Source organism: Nocardia elegans NBRC 108235 (assembly GCF_001612845.1).
Taxonomy (GTDB): domain Bacteria; phylum Actinomycetota; class Actinomycetes; order Mycobacteriales; family Mycobacteriaceae; genus Nocardia; species Nocardia nova.
In genome coordinates this window covers 19,395-35,726 of sequence record NZ_BDBF01000001.1, presented here as the reverse complement: position 1 = coordinate 35,726, position 16,332 = coordinate 19,395, and the positions used below count along the sequence as shown (strand labels likewise).

At 68.5% G+C, this 16,332-nt stretch carries 12 protein-coding genes; 4 read left to right on the top strand and 8 right to left on the bottom strand.

Features of this window, described 5'->3' with window-relative positions:
- Positions 1-43: 43 nt before the first annotated feature.
- The gene (gene glnA / locus NE2_RS00145; RefSeq protein WP_063022741.1) at positions 44-1,381 is read right to left on the bottom strand and encodes a type I glutamate--ammonia ligase; all 1,338 of its coding nucleotides are present in this window, start codon (positions 1,379-1,381) and stop codon (positions 44-46) included.
- Between the two features lie 73 nt (positions 1,382-1,454).
- Complete coding sequence (locus NE2_RS00140; RefSeq protein ID WP_106958700.1) at positions 1,455-3,005, bottom strand: alpha/beta hydrolase; 1,551 nt, start codon at positions 3,003-3,005, stop codon at positions 1,455-1,457.
- Positions 3,006-3,209: 204 nt separating this feature from the next.
- Here NE2_RS00140 and panB point away from each other — a divergent pair, with 204 nt between their 5' ends.
- From panB to NE2_RS00125, 3 genes are all read left to right on the top strand, one after another.
- Positions 3,210-4,073: a 3-methyl-2-oxobutanoate hydroxymethyltransferase gene (panB, locus tag NE2_RS00135; protein WP_106958701.1), complete on the top strand. Its 864-nt coding sequence runs from the start codon at positions 3,210-3,212 to the stop codon at positions 4,071-4,073.
- A gap of 302 nt (positions 4,074-4,375) precedes the next feature.
- Positions 4,376-7,387 (top strand): bifunctional [glutamine synthetase] adenylyltransferase/[glutamine synthetase]-adenylyl-L-tyrosine phosphorylase, encoded by a 3,012-nt coding sequence (locus tag NE2_RS00130; RefSeq protein ID WP_063022739.1) that lies wholly within the window; start codon positions 4,376-4,378, stop codon positions 7,385-7,387.
- Positions 7,388-7,762: 375 nt separating this feature from the next.
- The gene (locus NE2_RS00125) at positions 7,763-9,136 is read left to right on the top strand and encodes a bifunctional lysylphosphatidylglycerol flippase/synthetase MprF (RefSeq protein ID WP_084493653.1); all 1,374 of its coding nucleotides are present in this window, start codon (positions 7,763-7,765) and stop codon (positions 9,134-9,136) included.
- Positions 9,137-9,143: 7 nt separating this feature from the next.
- Here the strand turns inward: NE2_RS00125 and NE2_RS00120 are convergent, their stop codons facing one another.
- Positions 9,144-9,671: a hypothetical protein gene (locus NE2_RS00120; protein WP_063022737.1), complete on the bottom strand. Its 528-nt coding sequence runs from the start codon at positions 9,669-9,671 to the stop codon at positions 9,144-9,146.
- Positions 9,672-9,920: 249 nt separating this feature from the next.
- Here NE2_RS00120 and NE2_RS00115 point away from each other — a divergent pair, with 249 nt between their 5' ends.
- Positions 9,921-11,375 (top strand): neutral zinc metallopeptidase, encoded by a 1,455-nt coding sequence (locus NE2_RS00115; protein ID WP_063023250.1) that lies wholly within the window; start codon positions 9,921-9,923, stop codon positions 11,373-11,375.
- 97 nt (positions 11,376-11,472) lie between these two features.
- Here NE2_RS00115 and NE2_RS00110 read toward each other — a convergent pair whose 3' ends face one another.
- From NE2_RS00110 to NE2_RS00090, 5 genes are all read right to left on the bottom strand, one after another.
- Positions 11,473-11,940, bottom strand: a complete 468-nt coding sequence (locus NE2_RS00110) for a 6,7-dimethyl-8-ribityllumazine synthase (RefSeq protein WP_063022735.1) — start codon at positions 11,938-11,940, stop codon at positions 11,473-11,475.
- 9 nt (positions 11,941-11,949) lie between these two features.
- Positions 11,950-12,786 (bottom strand): alpha/beta hydrolase, encoded by an 837-nt coding sequence (locus NE2_RS00105; protein ID WP_063023248.1) that lies wholly within the window; start codon positions 12,784-12,786, stop codon positions 11,950-11,952.
- A gap of 91 nt (positions 12,787-12,877) precedes the next feature.
- Positions 12,878-13,285 carry a DUF3224 domain-containing protein gene (locus tag NE2_RS00100; RefSeq protein ID WP_030515341.1) on the bottom strand — a complete coding sequence of 136 codons (408 nt, stop codon included), beginning with the start codon at positions 13,283-13,285 and terminating at the stop codon, positions 12,878-12,880.
- A gap of 37 nt (positions 13,286-13,322) precedes the next feature.
- Entirely contained in the window at positions 13,323-14,681 is a 1,359-nt protein-coding gene (locus NE2_RS00095) for a M20/M25/M40 family metallo-hydrolase (protein ID WP_063022733.1), read from the bottom strand.
- Positions 14,678-16,324 carry a CocE/NonD family hydrolase gene (locus NE2_RS00090; RefSeq protein WP_233429591.1) on the bottom strand — a complete coding sequence of 549 codons (1,647 nt, stop codon included), beginning with the start codon at positions 16,322-16,324 and terminating at the stop codon, positions 14,678-14,680. Before NE2_RS00090 ends, NE2_RS00095 begins: the two co-directional genes overlap by 4 nt.
- Positions 16,325-16,332: the final 8 nt, after the last annotated feature.

The window sequence follows — 16,332 nt, the reverse complement described above, 5'->3', positions numbered from 1 at the left end:
CGATCGTCGGTGCGGCCGGCCGAAGCCGTTCTCGCACAGGCGATCACAGCGTCAGGTACTCGCCCAGCTCCCACGGGGTGACCTGGGCGCGGTAGGTGGCCCACTCGTGGCGCTTGTTGCGCAGGAAGAAGTCGAACACGTGCTCGCCCAGCGTTTCGGCGACCAGCTCGGACCGCTCCATCGCCCGCAGCGCCTCGTCCAGGGTCGAGGGCAGCTCGCGGAAGCCCATCGCGCGGCGTTCGGCGGAGGTCAGCGACCACACGTCGTCCTCGGCCTCGGGGGGCAGCGTGTACCCCTTCTCGATACCCCGCAGGCCCGCGGCCAGCAGCACCGCGAAGGCCAGATACGGATTGCACGCGGAGTCTGGGCTGCGGATCTCGACTCGCCGCGAGGACTGCTTGTTCGGCGTGTACATCGGAACCCGGACCAGCGCAGAACGATTCGACCGGCCCCAGGACGCGGCGGTCGGCGCTTCGCCGCCGTGGATCAGCCGCTTGTAGGAGTTCACCCACTGGTTGGTGACGGCGCTGATCTCGTTGGCGTGCTCGAGAATGCCCGCGATGAACGCACGCGCGGTCTCGGACAGGTTGTTCGGGTCGTCGGGATCGGCGAAGGCGTTGTGCTCACCCTCGAACAGGCTCATGTGGGTGTGCATGGCCGAACCCGGATGGTCGGAGAAGGGCTTGGGCATGAACGAGGCCCGCACGCCTTCGTCGATGGCCACCTCCTTGATGAGGTAGCGGAAGGTCATCACGTTGTCGGCCATCGACAGCGCGTCGGCGTAGCGCAAATCGATCTCCTGCTGGCCGGGCGCACCCTCGTGATGGCTGAACTCCACCGAGATGCCCATCGATTCCAGCGCGTCGATGGCGTGGCGGCGGAAGTTCGGCGCCTCGTCGTGGACGGCCTGATCGAAGAAGCCGCCGTTGTCGGCGGGCACCGGACGGCCGTCCTTGAGCGCCGAGCGGATCAGGAAGAACTCGATCTCTGGATGCACATAGCAGCTGAACCCCAGGTCACCGGCCTTGTTCAGCTGCCGGCGCAGCACGTGCCGCGGATCGGCCCACGACGGCGAGCCGTCGGGCATCGCGATATCGCAGAACATGCGCGCGGAATGCTGATGGCCCTTGCTGGTGGACCAGGGCAATACCTGGAACGTCGACGGATCGGGCTTGGCGACCATATCGGCCTCCGACACCCGGGCGAAACCCTCGATCGCCGAGCCGTCGAATCCGATGCCCTCCTCGAAGGCGCCTTCCAGCTCCGCGGGGGCGATCGCCACCGACTTCAGATATCCCAGGACGTCGGTGAACCAGAGTCGCACGAAGCGGATGTCCCGCTCCTCGAGCGTCCGCAGCACGAATTCCTTCTGGCGATCCATACGCGCGAGCGTAGGCACCCGCGGTTAAATCCGTGTTACATCGTGCAACAACCGCCGGTCCGCATGTGTGGCGTCAGCCGCAGGTGAGTCCTTCCGGCGGTGTCTTCAGGTCGCTGAGGTAGGCGAAGACGGCGTCGTCCACGCACGGCACGCCCCCGGAGAGGAACGCGGTGTGGCGGGTTCCCTTGTTGGTGATCAGCGCCGCGCCCAGTTGATGGGCCAGATCGACACCGGCCTGATACGGGGTGGCCGGATCCGCGGTCGTGGAGATGACCACGGTCTTGGGCAGGCCCGGTGCGGAAATGTTGTGCGGGGAGCCGCTGTTGGGCACGGGCCAGAACGCGCACATCTCGAGCGGCGCCTGCCCGGTGGCGTGGCCGTCGTCGAGGAACGGGGCAACCTTGCGGTATTCCGCGTCCTGCTTATCGGTTTCGGCGCGGCCCTTGATGGCCGGATCGTCGACACAATGAATGGCCAGGAACGCGTCCTGCGAATTGTCGTAGGTGCCGTCCTTGCTGCGGCCGTCGTAGAGATCGGCGAGCTGCAGCAGGATGTCGCCCTTGCCCTTGGCCAGCTGAGCCAGGCCCGCGCTCAGCACATTCCAGCTGTCCTCGGCGTAGAGGGTGTTCTGCACACCGGTGACCGCGTCGCTGTAGGTGAGCCCGCGGCCGTCGCGGGTCTCGGCCGGGTGGTTCCAGAGCGGGTTGACCAGATCGTGGAAGCGGGCCACCGCCTGACTCGCGTCCTGGCCCAGCGGGCAGTCCGGTTTGCTCGCGCAGTCGGCGGCGTAGGCGTCGAACGCCTTCTGGAATCCGGCGGCCTGCTGCACCGATTCCTTCTCCGGATCGGCGTCCGGATCGAGGGCGCCGTCGAGCACCATGGCCCGCACCTTGTCCGGGAACTTCTCGGCGTAGGTGTAGCCGAGCCGGGTGCCGTAGGAGTAACCGACGTAGTTGAGTTTGTCGTCGCCGAGCACTCCCCGGATGATGTCCATGTCCTGCACCACCTCGCGGGTGCCGACGTGGGCGAGGAATTCGTTGCCGGTCTTCTCGGTGCAGTGCGCGGCGAAGTCCTTGTTCTCCTGCTCGGCGGCCGCGATGCCGGCGGGGGTGTAGTCCTTGGGCGGTTCGGCGCGTTGCTGATCCCACTGCTGCCCGGTCAGGCATTCGATCAGCGGCGTGGAGGCGCCGACACCGCGCGGATCGAAACCGATGCGGTCGAACCGCTGCGCGAGCGGGGTGTCCTGCCCCTGCGCGGCCATCCACAGTCCGGCCTGGCCGGGCCCGCCCGGATTGAACAGCAGCGATCCGATGCGCTGCCCGGTCGCCTTGATCCGGGAGACCGCGATCTGCGCGGTCGCGCCCTCGGGCTTGTCGTAATCGATCGGCACCGCGATGTGCGTGCATTCGGTGCCCTGCGGGAATCGGGTCGAGGAATCGCCGAATCCGTCACAGCTACCCCACGCGGGAACCTGGGTGTAGTACTTCTGCAGTGCGGCCGGACTCGGCGCGGACGGCTGGGCGACGGGGTGATTCTTCGACGTCGACGAGCAGGCGGCGGCCACACACATCAGGGCCACCGCGGCTGCGACGCGACCGGATCGCGACAAGGACATGCGCGCCATCCTTCCATCTCCGCCCGTGTCCCTTGGCGGTGTCCGCGGCGGCCTCCGTGGTTACGCAGGCTGCCTCCTCCGGCCACGGCTCCCACCGCTGTGACAAATCCCATCCCGGGCACGCCTTAAACGCGGCCCTGTCGCGGTGGCAGACTGAACGGGTCATAGCAACCCGGGGACCCGATCGGGCCTCGAGGACAGACGAAAGGGACGATGATGTCCGCTGCTCAGGACAATCCTGCTTCCGAAACCACCGCCTACGGTGCCGCGCCGACAACTTCCCGGCGGAAGACGCGAGTACAGCACCTGCAGCAATGGAAATCCGCGGGCGAGAAGTGGGCGATGCTGACCGCCTACGACTACTCCACCGCGAAGCTGTTCGAAGAGGCCGGCATCCCCGTGCTGCTGGTCGGCGATTCGGCGGCCAACGTGGTCTACGGCTACGACACCACCGTGCCGATCACGATCGAGGAACTGCTGCCGCTGGTACGCGGCGTGGTCCGCGGGGCCCCGCATGCCCTGGTGGTGGCCGATCTGCCGTTCGGCAGCTACGAGGGCTCGCCCGACCAGGCGCTGGCCAGCGCCACCCGCTTCATGAAGGAGGGTGGTGCGCACGCGGTGAAACTCGAAGGCGGAGAACGGGTTTCCGAGCACATCGCCCGGCTGACCGCCTCCGGCATCCCGGTGGTGGCGCATATCGGCTTCACCCCGCAGAGCGTCAACACCCTCGGCGGCTACCGGGTGCAGGGCCGCGGCGACGGGGCCGAACAGCTGATCGCCGACGCCATCGCGGTGCAGGAGGCCGGGGCCGTCGCCGTGGTGATGGAGATGGTGCCTGCCGAGCTGGCCGGGCAGGTCACCCACAAGCTGACCATCCCGACCGTCGGCATCGGCGCCGGCAGCGACTGCGACGCCCAGGTACTGGTCTGGCAGGACATGGCCGGCTACACCAGCGGTAAGACGGCCAAGTTCGTCAAGCGCTTCGGTCGCGTGGGCGACGAATTGCGCAGTGCCGCAGAGGAATACGCACGAGAGGTAGCGCAGGGTACCTATCCGGGACCGGAACACAGCTTCTGAGGAACGGGTCGGCCGCGGGCTGCGTGCGCGCGGTCGACCCCATTTCGGCGCGGACGCCGATACCGCGGTAGGGCGGCTCAGGGCGTTCGATCCGGGTCTGAGCGATGGGCGGCGGCTCGGGGCCGAGCTTGCTGTGGCCTCCGGCCCGATACAGCTCGTCCCCGGTAGGCCAGCGGGAGGCGGCGTTCCCGCAGCCCTTCCCGAAAAGGAATCGGCTCCGTGGCCGACGTCGGCCGAGCACTCACTCCACGCCTGCGAGCAGGCAACTTCCGCATGCTCGGCCGTGACGGTAATTTGAGAGAATGGTCCGGCCACCGACTGCACGTCCCGCAGTGCCCGGTGCCGGTCGGCTGGGATTGCTGGAGCCGACGGCAGCCGCGTCGTTACGAGAGCTCGCCTGGGACAATGTCGACAGCGTTGCACTGCTGTGGGCGTTGTCGCGGTCGCCGGATGCCGATCTGGCGCTGCTGACCCTGATCCGCCTGCGCGAGGCGCTCGGGTCCGATTGGGCCGCACTGGATTCCGCGTTGCGCACCGATCTGTCGTTGCGCGGCCGGCTGTTCGCGCTGATCGGCTCGTCGAGCGCGTTCGCCGACCATCTGGTCGCCGATCCGGCGAGCTGGCAGCTGTTGCGGCGGGAACTGCCGAGCACGCGCGAGATTCTCGACGATCTGCTCGATGCGGTCGGCGCAGCGCCCGAGACGGGGCCGAACGCCGCGCCGATGCTCTACCGCGCCACCCATGCCGGACCCGACGCGATCGCGTTGCTGCGCAAGCGATATCGCGATCAGCTGATGGTGCTGGCCGCCCACGATCTGGCCGCCACCGTCGAGAACGAACCGGTGCTGCCGTATCAGCAGGTCGGCAACCATCTCACCGACCTCGCCGATGCCGCGCTCACCGCCGCGCTCTCGGTGGCGGTGGCGCGGATCTGCCCCGACGACCCGGTTCCGGTCCGGCTGGCGGTGGTCGCGATGGGCAAATGCGGTGCGCGCGAACTCAATTACGTCTCCGATGTCGACGTGGTGTTCGTCGCCGAACCCGCCGACACCACCGCCACCCGGCTGGCCGCGGAGATGATGGGCATCGCCGGCAGCGCGTTCTTCGACGTCGATGCCGCGTTGCGTCCGGAAGGCAAGGCCGGGGCGCTGGTGCGCACGCTGGATTCGCATACCACCTACTACAAGCGCTGGGCGCGCACCTGGGAATTCCAGGCGCTGCTGAAGAACCGCCCCGCCACCGGCGATCTGGAACTCGGCAGGCAGTACAGCGAGGCGCTGATGCCGATGGTGTGGAGCGCCTCGGAACGACCGGATTTCGTCACCGACGTGCAGGCGATGCGGCGGCGGGTCGAAAGCCTGGTGCCCGAGGAGATGCGCGAGCGGGAGCTGAAACTCGGCCACGGCAGCCTGCGCGACGTCGAATTCGCTGTGCAGCTGCTGCAGTTGGTGCACGGCAAGGCCGATGAATCGCTGCATGTGCCGGGTACGGTCGAGGCGCTGACCGCGCTGGCCGCGCGTGGCTATGTGGGCCGCGACGACGCTGCGAACCTCACCGCCTCCTACGAATTTCTGCGCCTGCTCGAGCACCGCCTGCAGTTGCAGCGGCTCAAACGCACCCACACCTTGCCCGCACCCGACGACGAGGAGGGGATGCGCTGGCTCGCCCGCGCGGCGCATATGCGTCCCGACGGACGCCAGGACGCGGTCGGGGTGCTGCGCAGCGAGATCAAGCGCAACACCGTGCGGGTGCGCCGGCTGCACGCGAAGCTGTTTTACCGCCCGCTGCTGGAATCGGTGGCCCGCCTCGACGCCGCCGCGTTGCGGCTCAGTCCGCAGGCCGCGGTCCGCCAGCTCGCCGCCCTCGGCTACGCCGCCCCGGAGAACGCCCTCGGCCACCTCAAGGCGCTCACCGGGGAGGTGGGGCGCAAGGGCCGCATCCAGGCACTGCTGTTGCCGACCCTGCTCGAATGGCTCGGTGACACACCGAATCCCGATGCCGGGTTGCTGGCCTACCGTCGGGTGTCCGAAGGCCTCGACGACCAGATCTGGTTCCTGCGCGAACTCCGCGACGAGGGCGCGATCGCGCAGCGGCTGATGATCGTGCTCGGCTCCTCGGCCTATCTGCCCGATCTGCTGATCAACGCGCCCGAAACCATCCGGATGTTCGCCGACGGACCGGACGGGCCGCTGCTGCTGACCCCGAAGGCCGAGGATGTGCGCTCGAGCATCCTGGCCGGGGCCGCCCGCTACGACGATCCCAGACGGGCCGTGGCCACCGCTCGCTCGCTGCGCCGCCACGAGCTGGCCCGCATCGCCTCCGCCGACGTGCTCGGCATGCTGGAGGTGCCGCGGGTGTGCCGGGCGCTGTCGTGGGTCTGGGTCGCGGTGCTCGAGGCGTCGCTGCAGGCCGTGATCCGGGCCTGGGAGGCCGAACATCAGGCGCCGGCGCCGGCGGACTTCGCCGTGATCGGCATGGGCCGTCTCGGCGGAATGGAACTGGGCTACGGGTCCGACGCCGATGTGCTTTTCGTCTGCGATTCGCGTCCGGGCGCGGACGAGACGGTCGCGGTGAAGTGGGCGATCGGGGTGGCCGAACAGGTGCAGCGGCTCCTCGGCGCGCCCAGTACCGATCCACCGCTGCAGGTCGATGCCGGGCTGCGGCCCGAGGGACGCAACGGTGCGCTGGTCCGCACCCTGGCCGCTTATCGCGCCTACTACCAGCAGTGGGCGCAGCCGTGGGAAGTGCAGGCGCTGCTGCGCGCACATCAGGTCGCCGGCAACGAGGAACTGGGTTTGCGGTTCCTGCATTCCATCGATCCGGTGCGCTATCCCAAGGGCGGGGTCTCCGAGGAGGCCGTGCGCGAGATCCGGCGGATCAAGGCTCGCGTCGACTCCGAGCGCCTGCCGCGCGGCGCGAATCCGGCCACCCACACCAAACTCGGCCGCGGTGGCCTCGCCGATATCGAGTGGACCGTGCAACTGCTGCAACTCCAGCACGCGCACGAGGTGCCCGATCTGCACAACACCTCCACGCTCGAATGCCTCGCGGTGATCGAACGGAACAAACTGCTCGACGCCCTCGATGTGGAGCTGCTGCGCGACGCCTGGCTCACCGCCACCAAGGCCCGCAACGCCCTGGTGCTGGTGCGCGGCAAACCCGCCGACCAGCTGCCCGGGCCCGGGCCGTTGCTCTCGGCCGTGGCGCGGGTCGCGGGCTGGCCGACCGACGACGGCAGCGAATTCCTCGACCACTACATGCGCGTCACGCGGCGGGCCAAGACGGTCGTCGAACGCGTCTTCGGCGGCGGGTGAGCGGGGCGTAGATCCGTCGCGGCGGGGTACGCGGTCAGTGATACCGATGCGTGGGCGCGGCGGTTGTCGCGGTCACGTCGGTCACCGGGGGTAGGCGGCGCTTTCGTGGACCGGCGATGAATTCTCGCGATACGGCCGGCTCTGTGGGCCGAAAACGTGTTGCGGGGAACAGACCGGGCGCGATATCGGTTGGTACAGAGTGTGCTGTGCCGTCGTGACCGTGCGAGGGGCCTCGCAGAGCCGGAACGAGCGTTCCGCATACTGTATCGCTACGCGACCATTCGGGAGGACCGCCATGGTGAGGATGTTCGTGGACGTGCGCAGCGCCCACCAACTCGACGACACACGCGATGCCCTGCGTGATCGGAGACCGTGATGGCTGAACTCAATTCGGCCGTCACCGGTTACCGCACCTATCGGCACGCCGCCCTGAATCCGACCCGCGCCGTGCGGGTTCCGCTGATCGTGGTGCTGGTGCTGGTCGGTGTGGTGCTGCTGTACGCGGCCGACCGCGCCTCCCGTGAAGGTGTCAATCGCGGCTGGTTCGTGGCGGTTTCCCTGTCGGGCCTGTTCGTGGCGCGCGGACTGCATCTGCGGCGGCCGATCACGCTGCCGCACTTCACGGTCGCGGTGATCGTGCTCGGGGTGTCCAATATCGCCTACCGCAGCGATCACGGCACCGTCGGCTTCGTCTGCCTCGCCTCCACGGGCCTGATCCTGATGCTGCCGCAGAGTTCGCGCCCGCAACCGGATCAGCGGCATCGCATCGCCGCGCTGGTCGACCGCACCGTCGAGGATCCGCTGGCCCCGTTCGCTCTGCATTCGGCCAAATCCTATTTCTTCAGCGCCGATTCGAACGCCGCGATCGGTTACCGCGCGCGCTTCGGCATCGCGGTCGTCGCGGGCGACCCGGTCGGCAACTGCGCCGAATTCGGCCGGCTCATCGCCGAGTTCTCCGAATTCGCTTCCGTGCGCGGCTGGCGGATCGCGGTGCTGGGCGCCAGCCCCGCGGTCACCGAACTGTGGCGCACCCGCGCGGCCGATCATCATGGCCTGCACGCCATTCCGATCGGCCGTGACGTGGTGATCGAGGTCGACTCGTTCGATATGGTCGGCCGCAAATTCCGCAACCTGCGCCAGGCGGTGAGCCGCACCCGCAACTTCGGCGTCAAGACCGAGGTGATTCCCGAACGCGAACTCGACCGCGAGATGCGCGAGGCGCTGCTGGGCATCGTCGACGAGTGGGGGACCGGCCACCAGACCCGCGGCTTCTCGATGATCCTGGATCACCTGCTCGACGGCCGGAATCCGGGCATGCTCGTGGTGATCGCCCGCGACGGTGAGGGCCGGGTCGCCGGATTCCAGCGCTACGGATCCTCCAATCACGGCAGCGAACTCAGTCTCGATGTGCCGTGGCGGCGCAAGGATGCCCCGAACGGCTTGGACGAGCGGATGATCGTCGACCTCGTCGACTACGGCCGCGACCACGACGTGCACCGCATCTCGCTGGCGTTCGCGGCATTCCCCGAACTGTTCGCCGACAAGGAACGATCGCGCTCCAAGCAGGCCATCTATGTGCTGGCCCGCACGCTGGATCCGCTGATCCGGCTGGAATCGCTGTATCGGTTCCTGCGCAAGTTCAACTCCTTCGGCAATCAGCGTTTCGTCCTCATCCGCTGGCGTGAGATCGTCTTCACCGTGCTCGCGCTGCTGACGCTGGAATTCGTTCCGCACCGCAAACAGGGCTGACCGGCGATCACGCCATATTGCCCTCGTAGCACAGGCCCGTTCCGCGCCAGGTCGGCTGCGGCGCAACGCTTCCGCGATCGAAGCGCCATGCGCTGACGGGTTCGGCGGCCTTCCAGAACAAGCGGCCGTCGTTGTCGCGCACCACCTGGTAGACGTCGTCGGCGCCCTCGACCAGTTGATTGCCGACGCAGTAGTCGTTGTACGCGGTGCCGGGCTGGCGCGCGCCCAGACTGAAGTGCGCGGCCGGGTCGCCGGCCGAGCCCGGGTTGGCGACGGTATCGGGCCGGTCCGAGGCGGCGCCGGCCGACCACATGGGAGTGCCGCGACCGTCGGCGCCGCAGGTGTAGCCGCGGCCGCCCGCGATGACGGTGGCGCCGGCAGGGTGGGAGGTTCCGGCCCACAGGCAGCCGGGGGTGGTTTGGGCGGCCGATCGCCTGGATTCGGCCTCGGCGGGCGCCGCGGTGAAGCCGAGGCCCGCGGCGGTGAGCGCCGCCAGGGCGGGAAGGGTGAGGGATGCGCGGGGGTGTCGGGGCATGGTCTCGGCCTCTCTGCTCGCCGTTGAGCATCTACTATCTACGTAGGTAAATAGTAGATGAACGCGTGGTGTGCGCGCCATGTCGTGGTCGTCACCGTGCGGTATCCGTGCCGATATCGAGATATACGTTGCGCATTCGCGCGGGCGCCCGATTACGATGTGAGCGCTCGGGAGACGGGGGGACCGCTGTGCGGAATCCGGATCGTCGTCGGTCCGGGCGTCGACAGTGGTATTCGGGGAGGATACGAGATGAGATACAACAGGCGGCTGCGGCTGGCCGCGGCGGCCGGGTTGCTGGTGCTCGGCGCGGTATCGGCCGGATGCGGCACCGATGCGAAAACGACTGTGGCACATGATGTTGCCGCGACCAACGAGAATCCGTGGGCGCTCAGCGGCGCCGCGCCCAACGCCTCCGGCCCGAGCGGTCCGCGACCGGGCGTGCCGGATGCGCCGCTGCACGCCGACAACGGTGACGGCGGCGAGATGGACCGGCTGGCCCTCAACACCCTGTCGGATCTGCAGGACTACTGGGGCGCCGAGTACGGCAAGAACTTCCCGGGCACCTTCAAGCCGGTGGGTCACTTCATTTCCTGGGATGCCAACGCGCCCAAGGAACAATCGGTCACCTTCTGCCGCTCCGGCACCTATCACGTGGTGAACGCGGCCTACTGCAAGATCGACAAGACCGTCGGGTGGGATCGCGGCAAACTGCTGCCGCTGATCTCGAACAAGTACGGGAAGATGGCCGTGGTCATGGTGCTCGCGCACGAGTACGGTCACTCGCTACAGGACCAGGCCCGGCTCAACGGATTCTTCACGCCCGGAATCGTGCTCGAACAGCAGGCCGACTGCTTCGCGGGTGTGTTCTTGCGGCATGTGGCCGAGGGCGGTTCGGCGCATTTCACCCTGAACACGACCGACGGGCTCAACGGTGTCCTGGGTGCGACGGTCGCCGTGCGCGACCGCGACCCCGACAACCCGAAGAATGTGCACGGCTCGGCGTTCGAGCGCGTGACGGCGGTGCAGATCGGCTGGTCCGACGGCGCGGCCGGGTGTAAGGGCATCACCAAGAAGGAGATTCAGCAGCGCCGCGGCGGCCTGCCGACCACCTTCGAACCCGGCGACGAGGAGAATCAGATGGGTGTCGACGTCGACGGGCTCAGTGCCGTCGCCGCCGCGCTCGCCCGGATCTATCCACTGCCGCAGCCGCCGGTGCTCGACTATTCCGGAATCGCCAAGAATTGCCCGAAAGATACTGCGGTGGAGCCGGTTTCGTACTGTCCGGCGAGCAATACCGTGGGCACCGATGTGCCGGAGCTGGCCAAGCGTGCCGGTCAGCAACCGGGCGACGAGGACCCGCTGTCCGCGGTGGTCGACGGCAACTACAACGCCTACGTCGTGTTCATATCCCGCTACGTGCTCGCGGTCGAACGGGATCGGCACCTGTCGCTGCAAGGACCGGAATCCGCCGGGTTGCGCACCGCCTGCCTGTCCGGCGTCGTCACCACCAAGCTCAGCGATCCGGCCGGCGATCCCCGGCTCACCGCGGGTGATCTGGACGCCGCGGTGTCGGGTCTGCTGGCCGACGGCCTGGCCGCGAGCGATACCGACGGCAAGGTGGTGCCCAGCGGGTATCAGCGGCTCCACGCGTTCCGCGCCGGGGTGCTCGACGGTGAGACGGCCTGCCTGAACAACTACAAGTGACGAGCAGGGGCGACCGGATCGCCGGTCGCCCCTGCCGTGCTGTGTCGTCGGCCGGCCCCGGACCGCGGGCCCTCGGCGGTCTCGGCCGTGTCCGGTCTCAGACCGCGCTGGTGGGGAGGGTGTGCAGGGAGCTGAGCGTGGTGGCGACCGCGCGTGCGGCCTCGGCGCCCTTGGTGTGGAAGTGCTTGGTGAAGTAGTCCACGTGCTCGCTGTGCTCGTGGAAGTGATGCGGGGTCAGCACCACGGAGAACACCGGGACGTCGGTCTCGAGTTGCACGCGCATGAGCCCGTCGACCACGGCCGAGGCGACGAAATCGTGCCGGTAGATGCCGCCGTCGACGACCAGCGCCGCGGCCACCACCGCCGCGTACCGGCCGGTGCGGGCCAGCCGCTGCGCGTGCAGCGGGATCTCGAACGCGCCGGGCACGTCGAACACCTCGACCGCATCCGCCGAATACCCCAGATCGCCGTACTCGGCCAGGAAACCCGCGTAGGCCTGGGTGACGATGGACTGGTGCCAGTTGGCCCGGATGAAGGCGATACGTCCCTGGTCGGTATTGCTCATTCTCGGATGTTACTGCGCGCCGGTGTGCTCCTCCAACCAGCGCACCAGGTCGCCGAGTACCTTCTCGCGCTCGGGTTCGTTGAAAACCTCGTGGTAGAGGCCTGGATACCGCAGCACCGTGAGATCGGTCGCGGTGGCGCCGGCCTCGATCCGATCGGCGCCCACCGGGGCCGCCAGGGCATCCTCGCCGCCGTGCAGCACCAGCGTCGGCACCCGCAGCGCGTCCAGGTGAGCGAGGACGAATTCGGCGCCACGCAGAATTTCGGTCGCCGTGCGGGCCGGCAGTTTGCCGCGGTAGACCAGCGGATCCTGATCGTAGGCGCGTACCACCTCCGGATCGCGGCTGATCTGCGCCGAATCCAGTTGCAGCACACCCAGATTCGGCGCCCAGCGGCTCAACGCGGGAGCGAGCAGTCGCTGCACGGGATTGCCGGCCTCGATGACCACCGGCGGCGCCGACACCGCGATGCCCGCGACGTCCAGCGGCGCCCGCGTCGCCAGATACAGCGTGATCAGGCTGCCCATGCTGTGCCCGAGGACGAACCGGGGCAGGCCCGGATGCTTCGCACTCGCGATATCCAGCATGGTGTTCACATTGTCGGCGGCCGCGTCGATCGATTCGATATTCGACTGGCCGCCGCCGGAGCGGCCGTGCCCGATGTGGTCGAAGGCGTAGACCGCGAAACCGCTGTCCGCCAGCCGTTTACCCACGTGGTCGTAGCGCCCGGAGTGCTCGGCGACGCCGTGTACCAGCACCACGACCGCGCGCGCCTGTTCGGGCAGCCAGGCCCGCCAGAACACCTGTCCGCCGCGGGCGTCGAATTCGCCGGTATCGCCTGTCGTCATCGCTACCTCCGTCTGCGTCGTCGCTGCGCCGCCATTGTCGCGCACGGCGGGCCGGAGCGTTGCACATCGGCCCGCCGCGCCGCGTCGATGGTCAGCCCAGGTCGTAGTCGAACCAGATCCGGTGGGTGCCGTCGGCGTCGACCGCCAGACCGCCGGTTCCGGTGATCTCGCTCAGCTCCCCGGTGCCGCTGCTGGGCACGATCGTGAAGAATTCGGCGCTGCGGTCCTCGCCCGCGGTGGTCGCCGAATGGGCGAAGTTGAACGTGCCGGCCAATCCGTTGAGCGAGCCCTCGAACGACTCCATCGCGACATAGGTGCCCCGGCCCGACAGTTGGTCGAACGCGGCGGTGAACAACGTGGCCGAACGTCCGACCGCCTCACCCTCGAAATGCTTTTCCAGCCGGGCGATTCCGACCGGCGTCGCGGTGGGGATATCCGGATCGGGCAGGACGTCCGTGGCGACGAAGGATTTGACGGTGAACGTTGCTGTAGCTCGCACCCGTTGAGGGTAGCGGCGAACACCGACATTCCCGGCATCAGCCGCCGGTGCCGGTGTAGTGCGCGAGGACGCGGCGGTTGAATTCGATCAGCCGCGCGTAATTGGCCCGGGAGAGCCGTTCGTCGGTGCCGTGGATCCGCTCCAGATCCGCCGCGTCGACCACGATCGGCGCGAAGTTGCACCGGGTGGCGGCCAGCCCGTCGTAGTGGCGGGAATCGGTGGCGCCGGGCACGATGCCGGTGGTCACCACCGCGTCGGGCACCAGAGCGCGGGTGATGTCGGCGAGCACGTCGAAGGCGGGGCCGGGTCCGGTGATCCGCGACGGTTCGGAGGCCGTTCCGATCACCTCGATCGCGACGCGCGGGTCGGCGACCACGCGGCGGCAGTGGTCGAGCACGGCGGACACCGAATCACCGGGCAGGATACGGAAATTCACCAGCGCCTCGGCGCTTTGCGGCAGCACGTTCGCCTTCACCCCGCCGCGGATCACGGTGGGGGCGGTCGTGGTGCGGACCAGCGCCTCGGTCTGCGGCCGCGCCGCCATCATCCGGGTGATCACCGCGCCCGCGACCGGGGCCAGCCGCAGCGCGGAACGCCGCGGTTCGGCCATGGCGGGGCGCATCCGGACCAGCATGTCGGCGATCACCGGCGTCATGCGCAGCGGCATCGGATGGTCCTGGAGGCGCGCGATCGCCCGCGCGATCCGGCCCACTGCGGTCTCGCGACCGGGCATCGAGGAATGCCCGCCGGTGTCGGTGGTGCGCAATTGCACCGTGGCCCAGCCTTTTTCGCCGAGCATGATGGAGGCGACGGGTGCGGTGGCCCCGTCGGCGACGCCCTGGGTGATCACTCCGCCCTCGTCGAGCAGCAGATCGGCGCGCACCTCGAGCTCGCGCAGCCGGGCCGCCATCCGGGTGGCGCCGGCGCGGCCGAAGATCTCCTCGTCGTGGCCGAAGGCGAAATAGATGGTCCGGCGCGGACGGCGGCCCTCGGCCAGCAGCGATTCGGCGGCCTCCAGAATGGCCAGCACCCGGCTCTTGTCGTCGATCGCGCCGCGGCCCCAGACGAATTCGTCGTCGACCACACCGGCGAACGGGGGATGGGTCCAGCGGGCCTCGTCGTCGACCGGAACCACGTCCTGATGGGCGAGCAGAACGGCCGCCGTACCCGGTTCGGTGCCGGGCCAGCGATACAAGCGGCTGTGGCCGAACCGCTCCAGTTCGAGATGGGTATGTACCAACGGGAATTCGTGTTCGAGAAGGCTTGCGAGCCGGTCGAATTCGACCACGTCGGCATCGGCGTCGTCGCGGGAGACGGTGACGCAGCGCAGGGCGGCCGCGAGCCGCTGGGCGGTCGCGTCGTCGACGGTGGTCGCGGTCGTACCGGTCGCTGTCATCGATCTCCTCGTCGTTGCGGGAAGTCCACGGTCACACCGGAATCGCGCAGCACCTCGGCCGGCAGGTCGGTCACCCAGCGCGCGCGCCATTTGCCGAGCGCTTCACTGGTGCCGCCGGTCAGATCGAAATTCCGGGTGCCGGTGAGCAGCGGCAACTCCATGGTGCCGGAATGCACGCTCACCCGCGCATTCGCCGGAGTGTGCGACCAGACGGTGTCGACCACATCGGTGATACGCACCCCGATCCGATGCCCGGCCGGCACGGTCCAATCCTGTGCCAGCAGGCGGATGTTCGCGGTCTCGGCGACCTGCGCGATACCCCGAGTGATCACCGTGCCCGCGCCGTTGGGCGCCACATCGTAGAGTTCCGCGGCCACCGTGGCGTCCGGTGGGCCGCTCAATGCCAGGGTGGCCATGGGGATTCCGGACAGATGCTGATCGGAGGGCAGCGGCTGCGAGAGCGACCAGTACTCGCGGTCCGGTCCGGGGAGCAGGCCGCGATCGGTGTATTCACCGGGCCGGATCGGCATCGTCACTCGTGCGGAATCGGCGGGCGGCCAGACTTTTTCGCTGCGCCACCGGCCGTCGAAACTGCCGACGGTGACGCGCGGGCCCGGAACCTGGACGTCGCGTTGGGCCACATACTTGTCGAAGAAGGCCAGCGCCTCGCTGTAGAACTGCGGTGTCCCGCATGCCTCGTGGCAGTTCTGGTGTCCCCACTGGCCGAACCAGCCCCTGTCCTCGGGTAGGTCGTGATTCTTCCAGACGTCGAAGACTCGATAGGCGCGGGTGTTGTAATCGAGGAAACCCTGGCTCAAGAACAGCGGAACCTTGCTGCCGCGAACGCGATCGGTGAGGTCACGATCGCGCCAGAACCGGGTACCGCCGTCGTGGTCGGTGGTGCCCGCCAGATAGGACCGCGCGCATTCGATCGGTAGCCGCGCGGCGTTGGCCTTGTATTCCGGTGAGTCGGAGGGGTGCGCGGGGGTGGAGGAGATCAGCAGATGTTCGAATCCGGCCATATCCCCGGGGCGAATTCCGTCCTCGGTCACCGGTTTTCCGGAGAACTTCCACGAAATGCCCTGCATGTACAGGTAGCTGTACGGGTCGACGACGGGTTCGAACGACGCCACCGCCGCCAGCCCCTTCGGGTTGGTGGCCAGACCCATGATGCCGGTCCATGCCTCGTAGGAGGTACCGGTCAGGCCGACTCGTCCGGTCGACCACGGTTGTGCCGCAGCCCATTCGACCGCGGTACGCACATCGCTCTGCTCGCCGGGGCCACCGAAGTCGGGGCAGCCACTGGACCCCCCGAAACCTCGCAGATCCACGATCACATAGGTGTAGCCGGCGTCGAGGAACAGTTCCGAATACAGATCGCGCAGCGACGGCCCGCCCTGCGGATGAATTTCGGCTGTGAATGCCAGATGGTTGCGGTAGGGGCTCACCGTCATGACGACGGGAGTGCGCACGTCGTCGGCCATGCCGGCGGGCCGGAGGATGTCCGCGTGTAACCGCACACCGTCGGGGGTGGTCAGGAACTCCTGGCGCCACTGATACGCCGGGGCCGGTGCGGCGGTCGCGGTGACCGGCGCCGCCGCCGCGACCAGGAGGACCAGCCCGCACAGCACGCGCGTGAGCACGCGCCGCG

What these genes read in the sequence shown, in the direction of transcription:
- glnA (WP_063022741.1), bottom strand. Translation starts at nt 1,381, where the DNA reads ATGGATCGCCAGAAGGAATTCGTGCTGCGGACGCTCGAGGAGCGGGAC.
- NE2_RS00140 (WP_106958700.1), bottom strand. Translation starts at nt 3,005, where the DNA reads ATGGCGCGCATGTCCTTGTCGCGATCCGGTCGCGTCGCAGCCGCGGTG.
- panB (WP_106958701.1), top strand. Translation starts at nt 3,210, where the DNA reads ATGATGTCCGCTGCTCAGGACAATCCTGCTTCCGAAACCACCGCCTAC.
- NE2_RS00130 (WP_063022739.1), top strand. Translation starts at nt 4,376, where the DNA reads ATGGTCCGGCCACCGACTGCACGTCCCGCAGTGCCCGGTGCCGGTCGG.
- NE2_RS00125 (WP_084493653.1), top strand. Translation starts at nt 7,763, where the DNA reads ATGGCTGAACTCAATTCGGCCGTCACCGGTTACCGCACCTATCGGCAC.
- NE2_RS00120 (WP_063022737.1), bottom strand. Translation starts at nt 9,671, where the DNA reads ATGCCCCGACACCCCCGCGCATCCCTCACCCTTCCCGCCCTGGCGGCG.
- NE2_RS00115 (WP_063023250.1), top strand. Translation starts at nt 9,921, where the DNA reads ATGAGATACAACAGGCGGCTGCGGCTGGCCGCGGCGGCCGGGTTGCTG.
- NE2_RS00110 (WP_063022735.1), bottom strand. Translation starts at nt 11,940, where the DNA reads ATGAGCAATACCGACCAGGGACGTATCGCCTTCATCCGGGCCAACTGG.
- NE2_RS00105 (WP_063023248.1), bottom strand. Translation starts at nt 12,786, where the DNA reads ATGACGACAGGCGATACCGGCGAATTCGACGCCCGCGGCGGACAGGTG.
- NE2_RS00095 (WP_063022733.1), bottom strand. Translation starts at nt 14,681, where the DNA reads ATGACAGCGACCGGTACGACCGCGACCACCGTCGACGACGCGACCGCC.